This is a genomic window from Pseudomonas luteola NBRC 103146 (assembly GCF_002091675.1).
In the GTDB taxonomy this organism is placed as follows: Bacteria; Pseudomonadota; Gammaproteobacteria; order Pseudomonadales; family Pseudomonadaceae; genus Chryseomonas; species Chryseomonas luteola.
In genome coordinates, this window is record NZ_BDAE01000004.1 from 235,437 (window position 1) to 250,887 (window position 15,451).

The 15,451-nt window shown below is 55.1% G+C and carries 16 protein-coding genes; 10 read left to right on the forward strand and 6 right to left on the reverse strand.

Going from position 1 to position 15,451, the window contains the following annotated elements; genetic code table 11:
• Nucleotides 1-226 precede the first annotated feature (226 nt).
• The 3 genes from PLU01S_RS07855 to PLU01S_RS07865 all read left to right on the forward strand — a co-directional run bounded on the left by PLU01S_RS07855 (nucleotide 227) and on the right by PLU01S_RS07865 (nucleotide 2,005).
• Nucleotides 227-469, forward strand: a complete 243-nt coding sequence (locus PLU01S_RS07855; RefSeq protein WP_074825179.1) for a hypothetical protein — start codon at nucleotides 227-229, stop codon at nucleotides 467-469.
• Between the two features lie 56 nt (nucleotides 470-525).
• Complete coding sequence (locus tag PLU01S_RS07860; RefSeq protein WP_074824824.1) at nucleotides 526-1,446, forward strand: bestrophin family protein; 921 nt, start codon at nucleotides 526-528, stop codon at nucleotides 1,444-1,446.
• A gap of 79 nt (nucleotides 1,447-1,525) precedes the next feature.
• Nucleotides 1,526-2,005 carry an RDD family protein gene (locus PLU01S_RS07865; protein WP_074824827.1) on the forward strand — a complete coding sequence of 160 codons (480 nt, stop codon included), beginning with the start codon at nucleotides 1,526-1,528 and terminating at the stop codon, nucleotides 2,003-2,005.
• Nucleotides 2,006-2,055: 50 nt separating this feature from the next.
• On the opposite strand, the gene lptG is transcribed toward PLU01S_RS07865, so the two are convergent.
• Nucleotides 2,056-3,117, reverse strand: a complete 1,062-nt coding sequence (gene lptG, locus PLU01S_RS07870; RefSeq protein ID WP_010795341.1) for an LPS export ABC transporter permease LptG — start codon at nucleotides 3,115-3,117, stop codon at nucleotides 2,056-2,058.
• Nucleotides 3,110-4,222, reverse strand: a complete 1,113-nt coding sequence (gene lptF, locus PLU01S_RS07875) for an LPS export ABC transporter permease LptF (protein WP_074824829.1) — start codon at nucleotides 4,220-4,222, stop codon at nucleotides 3,110-3,112. Before lptF ends, lptG begins: the two co-directional genes overlap by 8 nt.
• Before the next feature lie 156 nt (nucleotides 4,223-4,378).
• Here lptF and PLU01S_RS07880 point away from each other — a divergent pair, with 156 nt between their 5' ends.
• The 7 genes from PLU01S_RS07880 to yejK all read left to right on the forward strand — a co-directional run bounded on the left by PLU01S_RS07880 (nucleotide 4,379) and on the right by yejK (nucleotide 12,136).
• Nucleotides 4,379-5,878: a leucyl aminopeptidase gene (locus tag PLU01S_RS07880; RefSeq protein WP_074824832.1), complete on the forward strand. Its 1,500-nt coding sequence runs from the start codon at nucleotides 4,379-4,381 to the stop codon at nucleotides 5,876-5,878.
• Between the two features lie 69 nt (nucleotides 5,879-5,947).
• Nucleotides 5,948-6,376, forward strand: a complete 429-nt coding sequence (locus tag PLU01S_RS07885) for a DNA polymerase III subunit chi (protein ID WP_074824835.1) — start codon at nucleotides 5,948-5,950, stop codon at nucleotides 6,374-6,376.
• 5 nt (nucleotides 6,377-6,381) lie between these two features.
• Nucleotides 6,382-6,750 (forward strand): hypothetical protein, encoded by a 369-nt coding sequence (locus tag PLU01S_RS07890; RefSeq protein ID WP_074824838.1) that lies wholly within the window; start codon nucleotides 6,382-6,384, stop codon nucleotides 6,748-6,750.
• Between the two features lie 94 nt (nucleotides 6,751-6,844).
• Complete coding sequence (locus PLU01S_RS07895) at nucleotides 6,845-9,676, forward strand: valine--tRNA ligase (RefSeq protein ID WP_074824839.1); 2,832 nt, start codon at nucleotides 6,845-6,847, stop codon at nucleotides 9,674-9,676.
• A gap of 74 nt (nucleotides 9,677-9,750) precedes the next feature.
• Complete coding sequence (locus tag PLU01S_RS07900) at nucleotides 9,751-10,047, forward strand: winged helix-turn-helix domain-containing protein (RefSeq protein ID WP_074824842.1); 297 nt, start codon at nucleotides 9,751-9,753, stop codon at nucleotides 10,045-10,047.
• Nucleotides 10,048-10,063: 16 nt separating this feature from the next.
• The gene (gene rlmF / locus PLU01S_RS07905) at nucleotides 10,064-11,044 is read left to right on the forward strand and encodes a 23S rRNA (adenine(1618)-N(6))-methyltransferase RlmF (protein ID WP_074824845.1); all 981 of its coding nucleotides are present in this window, start codon (nucleotides 10,064-10,066) and stop codon (nucleotides 11,042-11,044) included.
• Between the two features lie 84 nt (nucleotides 11,045-11,128).
• Nucleotides 11,129-12,136 (forward strand): nucleoid-associated protein YejK, encoded by a 1,008-nt coding sequence (gene yejK / locus PLU01S_RS07910; protein WP_074824848.1) that lies wholly within the window; start codon nucleotides 11,129-11,131, stop codon nucleotides 12,134-12,136.
• Between the two features lie 43 nt (nucleotides 12,137-12,179).
• On the opposite strand, the gene PLU01S_RS07915 is transcribed toward yejK, so the two are convergent.
• The 4 genes from PLU01S_RS07915 to PLU01S_RS07930 form a co-directional block, all read right to left on the reverse strand.
• Nucleotides 12,180-13,115 (reverse strand): glutathione S-transferase family protein, encoded by a 936-nt coding sequence (locus tag PLU01S_RS07915; protein WP_019364197.1) that lies wholly within the window; start codon nucleotides 13,113-13,115, stop codon nucleotides 12,180-12,182.
• 53 nt (nucleotides 13,116-13,168) lie between these two features.
• Nucleotides 13,169-13,435: a GIY-YIG nuclease family protein gene (locus PLU01S_RS07920; protein ID WP_019364198.1), complete on the reverse strand. Its 267-nt coding sequence runs from the start codon at nucleotides 13,433-13,435 to the stop codon at nucleotides 13,169-13,171.
• 132 nt (nucleotides 13,436-13,567) lie between these two features.
• Nucleotides 13,568-14,335, reverse strand: a complete 768-nt coding sequence (locus tag PLU01S_RS07925) for an amino acid ABC transporter ATP-binding protein (protein WP_010795352.1) — start codon at nucleotides 14,333-14,335, stop codon at nucleotides 13,568-13,570.
• A 13-nt stretch (nucleotides 14,336-14,348) separates the two neighbouring features.
• A complete protein-coding gene (locus tag PLU01S_RS07930; protein ID WP_019364199.1) occupies nucleotides 14,349-15,446 on the reverse strand; it encodes an amino acid ABC transporter permease in 1,098 nt (365 codons plus the stop codon).
• Between the last annotated feature and the right edge of the window lie 5 nt (nucleotides 15,447-15,451).

Below are 15,451 nucleotides of genomic sequence, written 5' to 3' on the forward strand. Positions count from 1 at the left end.
CCACGTCATCGTGCCCGTTATCACAAGCCTGCGCCGACGTATTACAGGCCCGCTTTCCAATGGTGATTAAAAGCCAGTTGACGCTTTATCTTAAATCCTCGTCTTGCACGAGGCTTTTTAATAGTGCATGAGCGCCAGGCACACTCCTCCAAGCCTCTTCCGCCAAACGGCGAGAACTCAGGGACCGGAAGTCATGTCATTCTGATACATCTGAGGGGATATGGATATGAAGAACCTGCTGGCCGCATTAGTCAGTCAACTCGCTTGCGAAGGCAAGGTAGAATGCCTGGAAAGAGATGAGAATTTCGCCAGAGTCATTGTCACGACACCCCACGGCATCATTGTCGAGAGGGATCTACACGCCACCCAGCTTCATCATGCCGTTCTGCTCAAGGCTGTCGCCGATGAGATAAAAGAAGAAATTCAGAAACGAACCCTGCGTCTTTATGGTGATATTTCCGAATGCTAGCGGCACTCGGCTGACGCCCACTTCCCACCGTTTGGTATTTGAGCATAAGGGTTAGCATGATCGTACGCCCTCAGACCCCATCGCTATGGGTGCTGCTGTTTTCTCTGAAAGGCTCCATTATTCCCGCCATCTGGAAGCGAGTGCTCTACACGGTGCTGCTAAGCTCCTTTGTCGTAGCCACGCATGGCACCCTCTACCACTACAAGGTTATTTTGACAGCTACGCCTTTTACACTTTGGGGACTGACGCTGGCGATATTCTTGGGCTTTCGTAATAGCGTGGCCTACCAGCGCTTTTGGGAAGCGCGGACCCTGTGGGGAGAACTGCTCATCGTCTCTCGCAACCTAGTGCGGCAAACGTTGAGTTTTTTTCCTGGAATGACTGTTGAAGAGCGACGCTCCATAGCCCTTCAACTGACCGCATTCAGCCATGCGCTTCGCGACCACTTGAGAAACGATGACCCAACGCCCGACCTGAAGCGCCTTCTGATACAGAACGATTGCGCCCGGGCGCTGGCAGCCGCCAATCGACCTAATGTGATACTGGGTCTTATTGGACAGAACATCAGTCAGTTGATGCGGCAACACAACTCCAGCGAAATTCTTCTTAGCTCTGTAGATCAACAGATCAGTCGCCTCTCTTATGTGCTGGGAGGCTGTGAACGCATCAGAAATACACCTATCCCCTATCCCTATATTCTGATGCTGCATCGCACCGTACACATTTACTGTTTTCTACTACCGTTCTGCCTGGTGGATAGCATTGGCTGGTTTACCCCACTTGCTGTTTGCGTACTGGCGTATACCTTTTTTGGACTGGATGCCCTGGGAGATCAGATAGCGGACCCTTTCGATAAGATGCCAAACGACCTGCCACTCAATGCCATGTGCAGAGGTCTGGAAATCTCCCTGCTTGAACTGCTGGATGAACGAGACCTCCCGCCCCCTCTACATCCTCAGGACGGTTTATTGCTGTAAGCCTTTCGAGGAAAGACAGGCTTGCCATGCTAACTACCAGGTGTTGCAGTAGAACGCTTATTACGAACAGCAACGCCTCATGCCACGAACCCTATCTCTGCCTACCAGAAAATACCCATCCGCCGGTCTTGCCAGGCGACTAGCTGCAAGCCTCTATGACAGCATTCTGCTTGTTGCCTTGATAATGGTGGCTACATTGGGTTATTTCGGCGGGTTGGCGGCCTGGATGGGAGGTTCCCGCCTCAAGGCAATGGCCGAACAAGGGGAGCTGATAGGCGACCCTATATTGAGCATCCTGATTGTATTGGTCAGCTTTGCTTACTTTGCGGGCTACTGGATACATAACGGCCAAACGCTCGGCATGCAGGCCTGGAAGATCCGAATACAAAATACCGACGGCACAAGGATTAGTCTGCCTCAAGCCGCCCTGCGCTTCGCCGCCGCTCTTTTCTCGTATCTCTGCCTGGGGGTAGGCCTTTTATGGATACTCGTCGATACACGCAAGCGAAGCTGGTCTGATCTGGCTTCCAAGAGTCAAACCATACATATCTTGGAGTAGGACACAAAAAAGGCCAAACAGATGAATGTTCAGCCTTTTTTGTGAAGACATTAGCCCGCTTTACGCAATAACCATATGCCTGCCAATGCACAGACTCCTGCAGGCACCAGGACCGCTAATATGGGTGAGAATCCAAATACCAGACTGGAAGGTCCCAACAGGTCCTGAGCAATACGGAATACGAATCCTACTACCACACCGGTAAAAATACGCTGACCCAATGTTACCGAGCGCAGCGGGCCGAAGATGAATGAAATGGCCATTAATACAAGTGCTGCTGTCACCAGCGGCTGGAATACCTTGCCCCAGAACGCCAGCCAGTAAGAGGCATTATTAAGCCCCTGATCCGCCAGGTAATGGATGTACCACCACAAACCAGAAATGGACAAAGCATCGGGCTCCATCACAACGGTGTCGAGTATTTGTGGTGTCAGTTCGATGTCCCAATTTTCTGTTGGAGCTGTTATGACCTCGGTGTGACGATCACGGAAGTGGGTCGTGGAGATCGTTTGCAGCTCCCAATGGTCGCCTCGGTACTCGGCACGCTTGGCAAAGCTTGCCGACAGCAAATGGCGCTGCTCATCAAACTGATAACGTGTAATACCAAACAGAACACCGTTGGGCTGCACTGCATTGATATGAACGTACTCACGTCCCTGACGATGCCACAAGCCATGCTTGGAACTCTGGGCATCACCGCCACCCTGCGCCATTGCACGGTTGCTCTGAGCAATGTTTTCCGACCAGGGAGCGACATATTCACCAATAAGCACGCCTGCAAGCATGATCAGCAGCATAGGCTTCATGACAGCCCAGACAATTCGAGCCAGCGAGACACCAGCGGCTCGCATGATGATCAGCTCACTGCTACTGGCCAGCGAGCCCAGGCCAATTAGACAGCCGATCAGCGCTGCCATGGGCAGGAGCTCATAAGCCCGCCGCGGGCCAGTCAACAGTACATACGTAAGCGCCTGCAGGGCGCCGTAGTTATCATCGAAATCCCCTAGCTGATCGATATAGGCAAACAGCAAGGCCAATCCAAGAATAACGCCAAGAACAGCCAGAATACTGACTAGAACCGAGCGACCTATATAACGATCGAGTTTACTCATGACCTTTCTCCGTAGCACGGCGGCGCATGGACAGGCGCAACGGCTCCCAGAAGGCCAGCAGCAAACCTAACGCAAGAAACAACAGATGAACCGGCCAAAGACCGATGGAAGGCGGAAGCTTGCCCTTATCGAGCGAACCACGGACGGCAATCAGCAGGGAAAGGTAGGCCATATAAAGCAGGATGGCGGGCAGTAGTTTAAGGAAGCGTCCCTGACGTGGATTGACACGCGATAACGGCACGGCAATCAGCGTCACGATGAAAACCAGCACCGGAATGGAAAGACGCCACTGCAGCTCGGCCTTCTGACGGATGTCATCACTGGACATCAGGGCACGTGTCGGAATCGCTTCGCGTGCACCTACATCCGTACTGACTTCAGGTTTAGGAAGCAACACTCCGTAGGTATCGTATTGAACCGCACGATAGTCCGCCTGGCCTGGGGTACCGTCATACCGAAAACCATTTTCCAGAATCAGGTAACGACTGCCATCGGAATGGATTTCCTGGTGGCCCTTATCGGCGATCAGCACACCAATGCCCCGATCAGACCCGGCCTTGGCTTCATTCTTTTCAGAAATAAAGACGCCCGAGAGCTGGGTACGATCATTGCTGAGCGCTTCGGTATAGGTCACCCGCGAGCCATCACGCAGCGACTGGAAGCGACCGGGCGCCAGGGTGTCGAACTCGGTCAGCGCATCCTGCTGATTCAGGATCTCACCCACACGCTGAACGCCCATAGGGGTCAGCGACAGACTCAACCAGGCAACAACAAGCGCAATGAGTGTTGCCGGTGCCATCGTATAGGCCAGGAGGCGTTGCTGACTCATTCCGGTAGCGGAAAGGACCGTCATCTCACTTTCCAGGTACAGACGGCCATAGGAGAGCAGAATCCCCAAAAATAGACCAAGCGGCAGAATCAGCTCCAGGAAACCGGGAATCCGGTATCCCATGATCATCATCAAGGCGCCAGGATCCAGGATACCCTGCGCAGCTTGAGCCAGATATTTAATGAAGCGACCACTCATGATGATCACCAGCAAAACGGCGCTTACCGCGCCCATGGTGGTGAGAACTTCACGTGCTAGATAACGAAAGACGATCAAACAAGGCTCTCCAGGGTTGTCAGGCTCAGGCGCGTACGCTCAAACTAGCCGCCGTTGCTAAACCGACCCGCGCAAGGCAGCCCGCAGGGCGGCCCCGGCGAAAATAGCTGGCATTATCCTGCAAACCTACTCGTTTGTCTTGGGGAGCTTCTCGTAATGGAATTTCTCGTTAAAAGTGCAAGTCCGGAAACACTGAAAACAGCCACACTGGTTCTTGCTGTTGGTGAACATGGTTACATGGACGCTTCGGCGGCCACGGTCGATACCGCTACCGGTGGCGCCCTGAGCGCTGCAGTCAAGCGCGGTGATCTGGCAGGCAAACCGGGGCAGACGCTGCTGCTGACCGGCCTTACCGGTCTGAAAGCCGAGCGCGTTTTGCTGGTGGGCATTGGAAATACTGAAGAAGGCCTGGGCGATCGCGCATATCGCAAAGTGGTCAGCGCAGCATTAGGCGTACTCAAAGGTTTGGGCGGTACTGATGCCGCCTTCTTCCTCGGCGATGTAAACGTCAAGCAGCGTGACAGCTATGCGAAGGCTCGCCTGCTGGCTGAAACGCTGGCGGATGGCCTGTATGTTTTTGATCGTTTCAAGAGCAAGAAAGCCGAGCCTCGTGCTCTAAAGAAAATCATTCTGGCAGGCAGCAAGGCCGCTCAAGCTGATATGGATCGAGGCCTTGTCCATGCCCAGGCCATTGCTGCAGGCGTTGCCTATGCCAAGGATTTTGGCAACCTGCCGCCAAACATCTGTAACCCCGCCTACATTGCGGACGAAGCCAAAGCACTTGGCAAGCAGTACAAGGAAACCGGCATCAAAGTCGATGTACTGGACGAAAAGAAGATGCGCGAGCTGGGCATGGGTTCGTTTCTCGCCGTGGCACAAGGCAGCGAGCAACCGCCCCGCCTGGTAGTGCTTCAATACAAGGGTGCTGCAAAAGACACAGCCCCCCATGTTCTGGTCGGCAAAGGCATTACGTTTGATACCGGCGGCATCAGCATCAAGCCCAGCCAGGGTATGGATGAGATGAAATACGACATGTGTGGTGCTGCCAGCGTACTGGGTACATTCCGTGCCGCGCTCGAGCTCAAGCTCCCAATCAACCTGGTAGGCCTGTTGGCTTGCGCCGAAAACATGCCTAGTGGAACGGCGACCCGCCCTGGCGACATCGTCACAACCATGAGCGGTCAGACGGTGGAAATCCTCAATACAGACGCTGAAGGCCGTCTGGTGCTGTGCGATACATTAACCTATGCCGAGCGCTTCAAGCCCCAGTCCGTGATCGATATCGCTACACTGACCGGCGCCTGCGTCACAGCCCTGGGGTCGGTTGTCTCTGGCCTGCTAGGTAACGATGACAACCTGATCCAGCAGATCAAAGCCGCCGGCGATGCGGCTGATGACCGCGTATGGCAGTTGCCTCTGCATGATGAGTATCAAGAGCAACTCGACAGTCCCTTCGCTGATATCGCAAACATTGGTGGCCCTAAAGCAGGCACCATTACGGCAGCGTGCTTCCTGTCGCGCTTTGCCAAGAACTACAAATGGGCTCACCTGGATATCGCTGGCACCGCCTGGATCAGTGGTGGCAAGGACAAGGCCTCTACCGGCCGCCCCGTCCCATTGCTTATGCAGTATCTGCTAGACCGCAGCCAAGGCTGAATCGGTGCAGCGCGATAGGGTTCGCTTCCCTATCGCGCCGCTGCTGCCAGCCATACTCCGGAGCCAGACATGACCCGTGTCGACTTCTATGTTCTTCCCAGCGACGACCCTGACGCCCGACTGACGTTTGCATGCCGCCTCGCCGAAAAAGCGTGGAGACAGCAGATGCAGACGTATATCCATTGCGCTGACGAAGCCCAACGCAGTCAGCTGGACGAACGGCTTTGGGACTTCCGTCCCGACAGTTTCCTGCCTCACGACTTTGCCGAGAACAAGCCGGATAGCCCAGTCCTGCTGGGTATTGACACCCAACAGGAGCGAACCGGCGAACTGTTGATCAACCTGGATACTCGTATTCCTGCTTTCTTTGCCAGCTTCAGCAGAATTGCCGAACTGGTCATCGAAGAGGCTTCAATACGCAAAGCGGCTCGTGAGAACTTCCGCTTTTACCGAGAGCGCGGCTATGCTTTACAAGACCATCGTCTGCCGCGAGTCTGACAATCATGGACAAAGACCTCCCGCCTCGCCCGGCACATCTCATGAATGATCTGGAATCGATCCGCCAGCTACTGGATAAACACGACCTTCCCATGCTTACCGACCGGCTGGACCAGGATGGTATTCCTGTACTGTCCGATGTGGTCGTACCCTCTATTGAACGGCTAAGCGCCATTCCTCCGCTGCTTGATCAGATCGAACCGGAGCGCGTTTCTCGACAGAACGAGGAATCCCTGGAGGAGCTACTTCGCCAGGAAGCGCGCCTCATACTCCAGGAAGTCATTGCCGAATTCGCACCTAAAGTTGAAGCCGAACTGCAAAAACGTCTGGATGCCCGCCTCGATGAACTGATCAGGCAGCGTGGGCAGGCCTGATTACAAGACGGTCAGTGCTGCGATCAATCGCACCTGACCGTTATCCCCGTTATACTCAAAGGCTTTCCCTCTTCAGACGCCTTTGCCAACGTACATGGACAAGACTTACCAGCCACACGACATCGAAACCTCTTGGTACCAGACCTGGGAATCCAAGGGATACTTCGCGCCTCAGGGCTCCGGCGAGCCCTATACCATTATGATTCCGCCGCCCAACGTCACCGGCAGCCTGCACATGGGCCATGGCTTTAACAATGCCATCATGGACGCCCTGATCCGCTTCCGCCGCATGCAGGGCCGCAATACCCTGTGGCAGCCCGGCACGGACCACGCAGGCATTGCCACCCAGATGGTGGTGGAGCGCCAATTAAGTGCGCAGGGCGTCAGCCGTCATGATCTGGGTCGTGAGAAGTTTCTTGAGAAAGTCTGGGAATGGAAAAACGAGTCTGGCGGCAACATCACTCGCCAGATTCGTCGCCTGGGCTCTTCCGTAGACTGGTCACGCGAACGCTTCACGATGGATGACGGTCTGTCTGAAGCAGTCAAGGAAGCCTTTGTCCGTCTGCACGAGGACGGCCTGATTTATCGCGGCAAGCGCTTGGTCAACTGGGATACCAAGCTGCATACGGCTATCTCCGATCTGGAAGTCGAGAACCATGATGAGAAAGGCTCATTGTGGAACCTGCGCTATCCCCTGGCTGATGGTGCTAAGACGGCAGAGGGCAAGGATTACCTGATCGTTGCCACGACCCGCCCGGAAACCATGTTGGGCGACTCCGCCGTAGCGGTACATCCTGAAGATGAGCGCTACAAGGCACTGATCGGCAAATTCATCGAGCTGCCGCTGGTAGGCCGTCGCATCCCGATCGTGGGCGACGATTATTGTGATCCAGAATTTGGCACAGGTTGCGTCAAAATCACCCCTGCTCACGACTTCAATGACTATGAGGTCGGCAAGCGCCATAACCTGCCCCTGATCAATATTTTCGATAAAAACGCAGCGGTACTCGCCACCGCACAAGTATTCAACCTGGATGGCAGCGTAAACACTGAAGTCGACGCAGGGATTCCGTCCGCATACGCGGGCCTGGATCGTTTCGAAGCCCGCAAGCAGATCGTAGCGGCCTTTGACTCTGCCGGTCTTCTAGAGAAAATTGAAGACCATGCGCTGAAAGTACCCAAGGGCGATCGCTCCGGCACTGTTATTGAGCCTTGGCTGACCGATCAATGGTACGTCTCCACCAAGCCTCTGGCTGAAAAAGCCATTGAGGTCGTGGAAAACGGCTCTATTCAGTTCGTACCCAAACAGTACGAGAACATGTACTTTTCCTGGATGCGTGATATTCAGGATTGGTGCATCAGCCGTCAGCTCTGGTGGGGCCACCGTATTCCGGCGTGGTATGACGAGGCTGGCAACGTCTACGTTGGTCGCGATGAAGCGGAAGTCCGCAGCAAGCACAATCTGGGCGAGATCGCGCTGCGCCAGGACGACGACGTTCTCGACACCTGGTTCAGTTCGGGTCTGTGGACATTCTCTACCCTTGGTTGGCCGGAACAGACCGAATTTTTAAAGACGTTCCACCCCACCGACGTTCTGGTAACCGGCTTTGACATCATCTTCTTCTGGGTCGCCCGGATGATCATGCTGTCTACTCACCTGACTGGGCAGATTCCGTTCAAAACCGTCTACGTTCACGGTCTTGTACGCGACGGTCAGGGCCAGAAGATGTCCAAGTCCAAGGGCAACGTGCTTGACCCGCTGGATATCGTCGATGGCATTGATCTGGAGAGCCTGCTGCAGAAGCGCACCAGCGGCATGATGCAGCCCAAGCTGGCGGAAAAGATTGCCAAGCAGACCCGTGCTGAATTCCCGGAAGGCATTGCCAGCTACGGTACTGATGCCTTGCGTTTCACATTCTGCTCCCTGGCCTCCACCGGCCGCGATATCAAATTCGATATGGGCCGTGTCGAAGGCTTCCGCAATTTCTGCAACAAGATCTGGAATGCGGCCAACTTCGTGCTGGAAAACACCGAAGGCAAGGACTGTGGCGTCAATGACGAACCGGTCGAATTGTCTTCTGTGGATCGCTGGATCATCTCTCAACTGCAGCGTACAGAAGCTGAAGTGACTCGCCAGCTAGAACAGTTCCGCTTCGACCTGGCTACTCAGGCACTCTATGAATTCATCTGGGATGAATACTGCGCTTGGTATCTGGAGCTAGTGAAGCCGGTATTGTGGGATGAAAACGCTTCTATCGAACGTCAGCGCGGCACACGCCGTACCTTGGTACGTGTGCTGGAGGTTGCACTGCGTCTGGCGCATCCGTTCATGCCTTTCATCACGGAAGAAATCTGGCATCGCATCGCACCGCTTGCCAGCCAACAGGGCGAAACCCTCATGCTGCAGACTTGGCCCATTGCCAATGAGGCCCGTATCGATAGCGCGGCTGAGGGTGATATCGAGTGGATCAAGGCGCTGATGCTAGGAGTGCGTCAGATTCGTGGTGAGATGAACATCTCCATGGCCAAGCGCATCGACATTCTGCTCAAGCATGCCAGCGCTGAAGATCAGCGACGCATGAGCGAAAACGAGCCCCTGCTCAAGAAGTTGGCCAAGTTCGAGTCGATCCGCATTCTGGCTGCCGATGAAGAGGCCCCGCTTTCTGCTACAGCGCTTGTTGGCGAGATGGAGGTGTTGGTACCGATGGCAGGTCTGATCGACAAGGCTGCTGAACTGGGTCGTCTGGATAAGGAAATCCAGCGTCTGGAAGGCGAGGTAAAGCGCGTCGGAGGCAAGCTGAACAACGCCGGCTTCGTGGATAAGGCGCCAGCCGAGGTGATTGCCAAAGAACGCGCCAAGCTGGCCGAAGCCGAGCAGGCGCTCGCCAAGCTGGCCGAACAGCGTGGACGAATCGCCAGCCTGTAACGGTTGAATGCCACCATAGGCCCGCTTAGGCGGGCCTTTTGGTTTGTTATCGATGGATGCTCAAGGATTGGACAATGGACGTAAGCAAAACCAAGAAAAGCTTCTACCGCCGCCTGTACGTCGCCTGGCTGGTCGACTCTGGAGTCGCAACGAGTGTACCGGCCCTGATAGAAGCGACAGGCATGCCCAGACGTACTGCACAGGACACCCTTTCGGCGTTGAGCGATCTGGATATCGACTGTGCATTTGAGCAGACCGAAGGCGCTCGCAACCATGCAGGACATTATGTCATCCGTGATTGGGGCGCTATCGATAAGCGCTGGATCCGCTCCAACCTCCCCACCATAAAAGCCCTGCTGGGCTACCCCTAATCGTTCGAGCCTTTTCATGATTCAACCACCCAAGCGCCCCGCTGCCCCTAAAGGGGTTCTGCATCCTCGCAACCGCCACCAGGGGCGCTATGATTTTGCCAAGATGATTAAGGCCTGCCCTGAACTGGCGCCCTTCGTCATCATCAACTCCTACGGCAAGCAAAGTATCGACTTTGCCGATCCTGCCGCTGTCAAAGTCTTCAATCGCGCCCTGCTCCGGCAATATTATGGAATTGCCCACTGGGACATCCCGGAAGGCTATTTATGCCCCCCTATTCCAGGCCGCGCCGACTATGTTCATTCCTTGGCAGACCTGCTGACTGAACGTAATGAGGGTATTGTTCCTCGTGGCGCTATGATCAAGGCGCTGGATATAGGGGTTGGCGCCAACTGCATCTATCCGCTGATTGGCCATCACGAGTACGGCTGGCATTTCGTTGGGGCCGATATCGACGCAACGGCGCTGGCCTCCGCCAAGACCATCCTGCAAGGCAATCAGCTGACCAAGGCCATATCGTTACGGCAGCAGACCGAGCAGAACCGCACGTTTCGAAACATCATCGCCCCAGATGATCGTTTCGATATAACCCTTTGCAATCCGCCCTTTCACACCTCTCTGGAAGAAGCGCGCAGCGGCAGTCAGCGCAAGTGGAAAAACCTTGGCAAACTGGACCCGAAGCGCAAATTGCCCGTACTTAACTTCGGCGGTCAGGGCGCTGAGCTATGGTGCAAAGGCGGTGAAGCCCGCTTTGTACGCACCTTGGCAGAAGACAGTGCCTGCTATGGTCCGCAAGTGTTCTGGTTTAGTACTCTGGTGTCCAAGGTTTCTAATGTCGACAGTCTGGTGGCTGCTCTAAAGCAGGTCCATGCGGTAGATATCCGTACGATCGACATGTCCCAAGGTCAGAAACGCAGCCGGCTGGTGGCCTGGACTTTTCTTTCACCGGATGCTCAAGACCAATGGCGCCGCACACGCTGGATCAAGAATGCCGATTAAGCCCGTCGCACGGGTGCGGTACACTATCAGGCCACATCTGATTTTCGCGGCAATGTCGCCTGCGCTTCATTGATAGAGAGTCCCATGCCCATTCGCCACGCTATCGTTCACCTGATCGACAAGAAACCCGACGGTCAGCCCGCTACGCTGCATGCCCGTGAAGCCGAGCTCGAGGCATCCCAGGCCATCGAAAACCTGATGGCCGATCTCAACGAAAGCTATAACGCCAAACCCAACAAGGCCTGGGGGCTGTTCCACGAGGAGTCTGGTGCCTATCCCTTCAGTGGCTGGCTCAATGAGTATCTGGACGGCGGCAAGAACTTTGTTGCATTCAGCCAGCAGGCCGTCGAGCACCTCAAGCAGCTTATGGAAGGCTCAAACCTTTCAACAGGCGGCCATGTTCTCTTTGCCCATTATCAGCAAGGCATGACGGATTACCTTGCCATTGCCCTGCTGCATCATAGTGAAGGCGTAACCGTAACCGACACCCTGGACGTAGCGCCCGCCAAACACCTGGACCTCGGGCAGCTTCATTTGGCGGCACGCATCAATATTTCCGAATGGCGTAATAACAAGCAGTCCAAGCAATACATCTCCTTTATCAAGGGCAAGGGCGGCAAGAAGGTCTCGGATTATTTTCGTGACTTCATTGGCTGCCAGGAAGGTGTCGATGCGCCCAGCGAGACGCGCACCCTGCTCAAGGCCTTTAGCGACTATGTAGAAAGCGAAGACCTGCCTGAGGAGAAAGCCAAGGAAAAAACCGACACCCTGGTCGACTATGCCAGCACCCAGGCCCGTATTGGCGAGCCCATTGCCCTGGATGAACTGTCGGAGCTGATGAGTGAAGAGCAGCCCAAGGCCTTCTATGATTACATCCGCAACAAGGACTACGGACTTGCGCCTGAAATCCCTGCAGACAAGCGCACCCTCAACCAATTCCGCCGCTTTACGGGGCGCGCCGAGGGACTATCCATCAGCTTCGAGGCTCACCTGCTTGGCTCCCAGGTAGAGTACCACGAGTCTCAGGACGTATTGATCATCCGACAAGTCCCTACCCAGCTAAAAGATCAGATCAAGCGCCGCAAGGACTGACCGCCAGGCAGAGTGACAGCCCTGATCGCTCTGCCTGTCAGCCTCATCGCGTTTCGATATTGAATCCTATCCTGGGAAAGTGAACATGGACAATGCCGGCACGCTCGTCCTCACGTCTTAGAATTACTTCCTCTGTCCCGGCATAGAGCAATTCACCTTCTACCTCCTCCAGTCCATAATCCTGAGCTGAAACCGCTACACGATCGCCTTGAGCAAGGCCCGCCGGCAAGAACATTTCCCCTTCTGGAATAGGGGCAGGATCGGAATCATACGCAATGCGTATGGCCTCCTCTGCGCTCAGGTCGGAATAAGTGCCATGACCGAACCCCTGCACGCGGCCTAGCCAGGCGGATACTTCAGGATAAGTGTCCACCAGAGGCGCAGTCTGACGGGCCGACTGCAAAAACCAGAGGCAATGCGCCAGCGAGAAATCTGCGATAGAGGGAGCATTGAAGAGGTATTCGCCACTGCTGCGCGCCAATTGCTCCTCAAGTCGTGCCATTAGGGTGGGCCAATGTTGGGCCGCCTGCCTTGCCGTAACCCGAGGTGCATTTCCCTTTTCAAAAAGCGCCTTACGGTCCGCCATGAACGCGTGAGCCTGCTCAGGCGGAACATTGGCCATGCGCTCGGCGATGACGTCGGGCTGGAAAATCAGTGCCACGGCGTGCTGGAAAACTACACTATCGGCCCAGGCTGCAAAGGCGCGACAGGCAAACTCCTGGCCCTCTGGAAAGAGCGTGGGAGTGGCCTTAGCCTGCTCCAGGCGCTGCGCGATCAGCGCCGTATCACAATAGATATCCGCCCCGACCTGAAGCACAGGCGTCTTGCGATAGCCGCCGGTCAATGCGGTGAGATCCGGCTTTGGCATGACACGGGGAATAATGACGGAGCGCCAGGACAGCTGCTTGAAACCCATCAGCAGATGAACTTTTTCGGCAAACGGAGAGGTCCAGTAGTGATGCAGGATGAGATCGGTCATGCGCACGTCCTCTTATTGTAGAAGCTCAGAGTAACCGCCCCACCCTTTAAAGACTATCCTCCCTGAGCCATTGCCATGGCTTCCTTGATGCTCTTCTTCAGCTTTTTGATGGCGCGTTCACGGCGAAGCGCTGCAGATTTGTCTACACACGGCTCCGTATAGACCAGTGCCTTGGCAGGACTTGAATGAAAAAAGCGAGCCCCCTTGCCTTGTTGGTGAGCCTTGAAACGGCGCTGAGGGTTATCGCTGATGCCGCAGTAGAGTGAGCCATTTTCAGCTCTGACCAGATAGACGAACCACGGCCGCAGCGGATGAGTCATGGTCAAGGATAAGGGTAAAGCGTCCACGTACAGCAAGCCATTCAACCAGAGAGCGTAGCTGTATCCTCCCGCTTGGCCCGGTAAAAGGACAGCCTAGTAAGAAAGGCGCCCTGAGGCGCCTTTCTTGATGGATCAGTGAAGGATCTGACCCAGGAAGAGCTTGGTACGCTCGTTTTGAGGATTATCGAAGAACTGATCCGGCGGGGCCTGCTCCACGATTTCACCCTTGTCCATGAAAATCACACGGTTTGCTACCGTTCGGGCAAAACCCATTTCGTGAGTCACGCACAGCATGGTCATGCCATCCTGAGCAAGGCCGATCATGGTATCGAGCACCTCCTTTACCATTTCCGGGTCAAGCGCTGAGGTAGGCTCGTCAAACAGCATGATCTTGGGCTTCATACACAACGCACGGGCAATGGCCACACGCTGTTGCTGACCACCGGAGAGCTGTCCCGGATACTTGTGAGCCTGATCTGGAATGCGTACGCGCTTCAGATAATGCATCGCGACTTCTTCGGCTTCCTTCTTCGGTAGCTTACGTACCCAGATAGGGGCCAGCGTACAGTTTTCCAGTACCGTTAAATGAGGGAACAGATTGAAATGCTGGAAAACCATACCGACTTCACGGCGAATGGCCTCGATGTTTTTCAGGTCCCCATTAAGCTCTACATCATCAACGACAATATTGCCCTTCTGATGCTCTTCCAGGCGATTGATACAGCGGATCGTGGTCGACTTGCCCGACCCTGACGGGCCGCAGAGCACGATACGCTCGCCCTGTCGGACCGTCAGGTTGATGTCCTTAAGTACGTGGAACTGACCGTACCATTTGTTCACGTCTTGCATCTGGATCATGATCTTGTCACCGATGCCCAGAGTCTTGGCATTTTCACTCATGCTGATTCGCTCCTTAGCGGCGATGGCCGGTGTCGAGACGGCGTTCCAGACGCTGACTGTACTGCGACATACCGAAACAGAAAGCCCAATAAATCAATGCGCCAAAGACATAGCCTTCGGTCGACATACCCAGCCAGGCTGGATCAACGGTAGCCTGGTGCAGGCTGTTCAAAAGATCGAACAGACCAATGATGATCACCAGACTGGTATCCTTGAACAGCGCGATAAACGTGTTCACGATTCCCGGGATCACCAGCTTCAATGCCTGAGGCAGTATGACCAGCCCCATGGCGCGCCAGTAGCCCAACCCCATGGCTGACGCCGCTTCGTACTGCCCTTTCGGGATCGCCTGCAAACCACCACGCACGACTTCGGCAATGTAAGCTGACTGGAACAGGATAACGCCAATCAGTGCCCGCAAGAGTTTGTCGAAGCTCATGCCTTCAGGCAGGAACAACGGCAGCATGACGGATGACATGAACAACACCGTGATCAACGGAATACCCCGCCAGAACTCGATAAAGGTCACGCACAACACGCGTACGGCCGGCATTTCCGAACGACGTCCCAATGCCAGGAATATACCCAGCGGCAGCGCACCGGCAATACCTACAGAGGCAATGACCAGTGTCAGCGTCAGGCCGCCCCAACGGCTGGTAGGCACCGCGTCGAGCCCCAGCACGCCGCCATGCAGCAACACCCAGGCAACAACGGGATAAACGATCAGAAAAACGATGCCATAAACTACCTTTCGGGGCATCGCTTTGATGAACAGCGGTGCAGCACCCAGAACCGCGAGAACCAGCGCCACATCCACACGCCAGCGCAGTTCCGGCGGGTAAAACCCGTACATGAACTGACCAAAGCGCATCTTGATGAATACCCAGCATGCGCCTCCTGGCGTGCAGTCGGAACGCTCGGTCCCGCTGAACGTTGCATCCAGGAAAGCCCATTTGATCATGGGCGGAACCAACAGCCAGACCAGATACAAAGCAAGTAATGTAAGCAGCGTGTTGTAAATGCTGGAAAAGAGATTGGCCCGCATCCAGGCCCACGCACCGACCGAGCGATTCGGCGGCGGCAGATCAGGTTTGAACGTATGTGTAGTCATGATCG

What these genes read in the sequence shown, in the direction of transcription:
- PLU01S_RS07855 (WP_074825179.1), top strand. Translation starts at nt 227, where the DNA reads ATGAAGAACCTGCTGGCCGCATTAGTCAGTCAACTCGCTTGCGAAGGC.
- PLU01S_RS07860 (WP_074824824.1), top strand. Translation starts at nt 526, where the DNA reads ATGATCGTACGCCCTCAGACCCCATCGCTATGGGTGCTGCTGTTTTCT.
- PLU01S_RS07865 (WP_074824827.1), top strand. Translation starts at nt 1,526, where the DNA reads ATGCCACGAACCCTATCTCTGCCTACCAGAAAATACCCATCCGCCGGT.
- lptG (WP_010795341.1), bottom strand. Translation starts at nt 3,117, where the DNA reads ATGAGTAAACTCGATCGTTATATAGGTCGCTCGGTTCTAGTCAGTATT.
- PLU01S_RS07880 (WP_074824832.1), top strand. Translation starts at nt 4,379, where the DNA reads ATGGAATTTCTCGTTAAAAGTGCAAGTCCGGAAACACTGAAAACAGCC.
- PLU01S_RS07885 (WP_074824835.1), top strand. Translation starts at nt 5,948, where the DNA reads ATGACCCGTGTCGACTTCTATGTTCTTCCCAGCGACGACCCTGACGCC.
- PLU01S_RS07890 (WP_074824838.1), top strand. Translation starts at nt 6,382, where the DNA reads ATGGACAAAGACCTCCCGCCTCGCCCGGCACATCTCATGAATGATCTG.
- PLU01S_RS07895 (WP_074824839.1), top strand. Translation starts at nt 6,845, where the DNA reads ATGGACAAGACTTACCAGCCACACGACATCGAAACCTCTTGGTACCAG.
- PLU01S_RS07900 (WP_074824842.1), top strand. Translation starts at nt 9,751, where the DNA reads ATGGACGTAAGCAAAACCAAGAAAAGCTTCTACCGCCGCCTGTACGTC.
- rlmF (WP_074824845.1), top strand. Translation starts at nt 10,064, where the DNA reads ATGATTCAACCACCCAAGCGCCCCGCTGCCCCTAAAGGGGTTCTGCAT.
- yejK (WP_074824848.1), top strand. Translation starts at nt 11,129, where the DNA reads ATGCCCATTCGCCACGCTATCGTTCACCTGATCGACAAGAAACCCGAC.
- PLU01S_RS07915 (WP_019364197.1), bottom strand. Translation starts at nt 13,115, where the DNA reads ATGACCGATCTCATCCTGCATCACTACTGGACCTCTCCGTTTGCCGAA.
- PLU01S_RS07920 (WP_019364198.1), bottom strand. Translation starts at nt 13,435, where the DNA reads ATGACTCATCCGCTGCGGCCGTGGTTCGTCTATCTGGTCAGAGCTGAA.
- PLU01S_RS07925 (WP_010795352.1), bottom strand. Translation starts at nt 14,335, where the DNA reads ATGAGTGAAAATGCCAAGACTCTGGGCATCGGTGACAAGATCATGATC.
- PLU01S_RS07930 (WP_019364199.1), bottom strand. Translation starts at nt 15,446, where the DNA reads ATGACTACACATACGTTCAAACCTGATCTGCCGCCGCCGAATCGCTCG.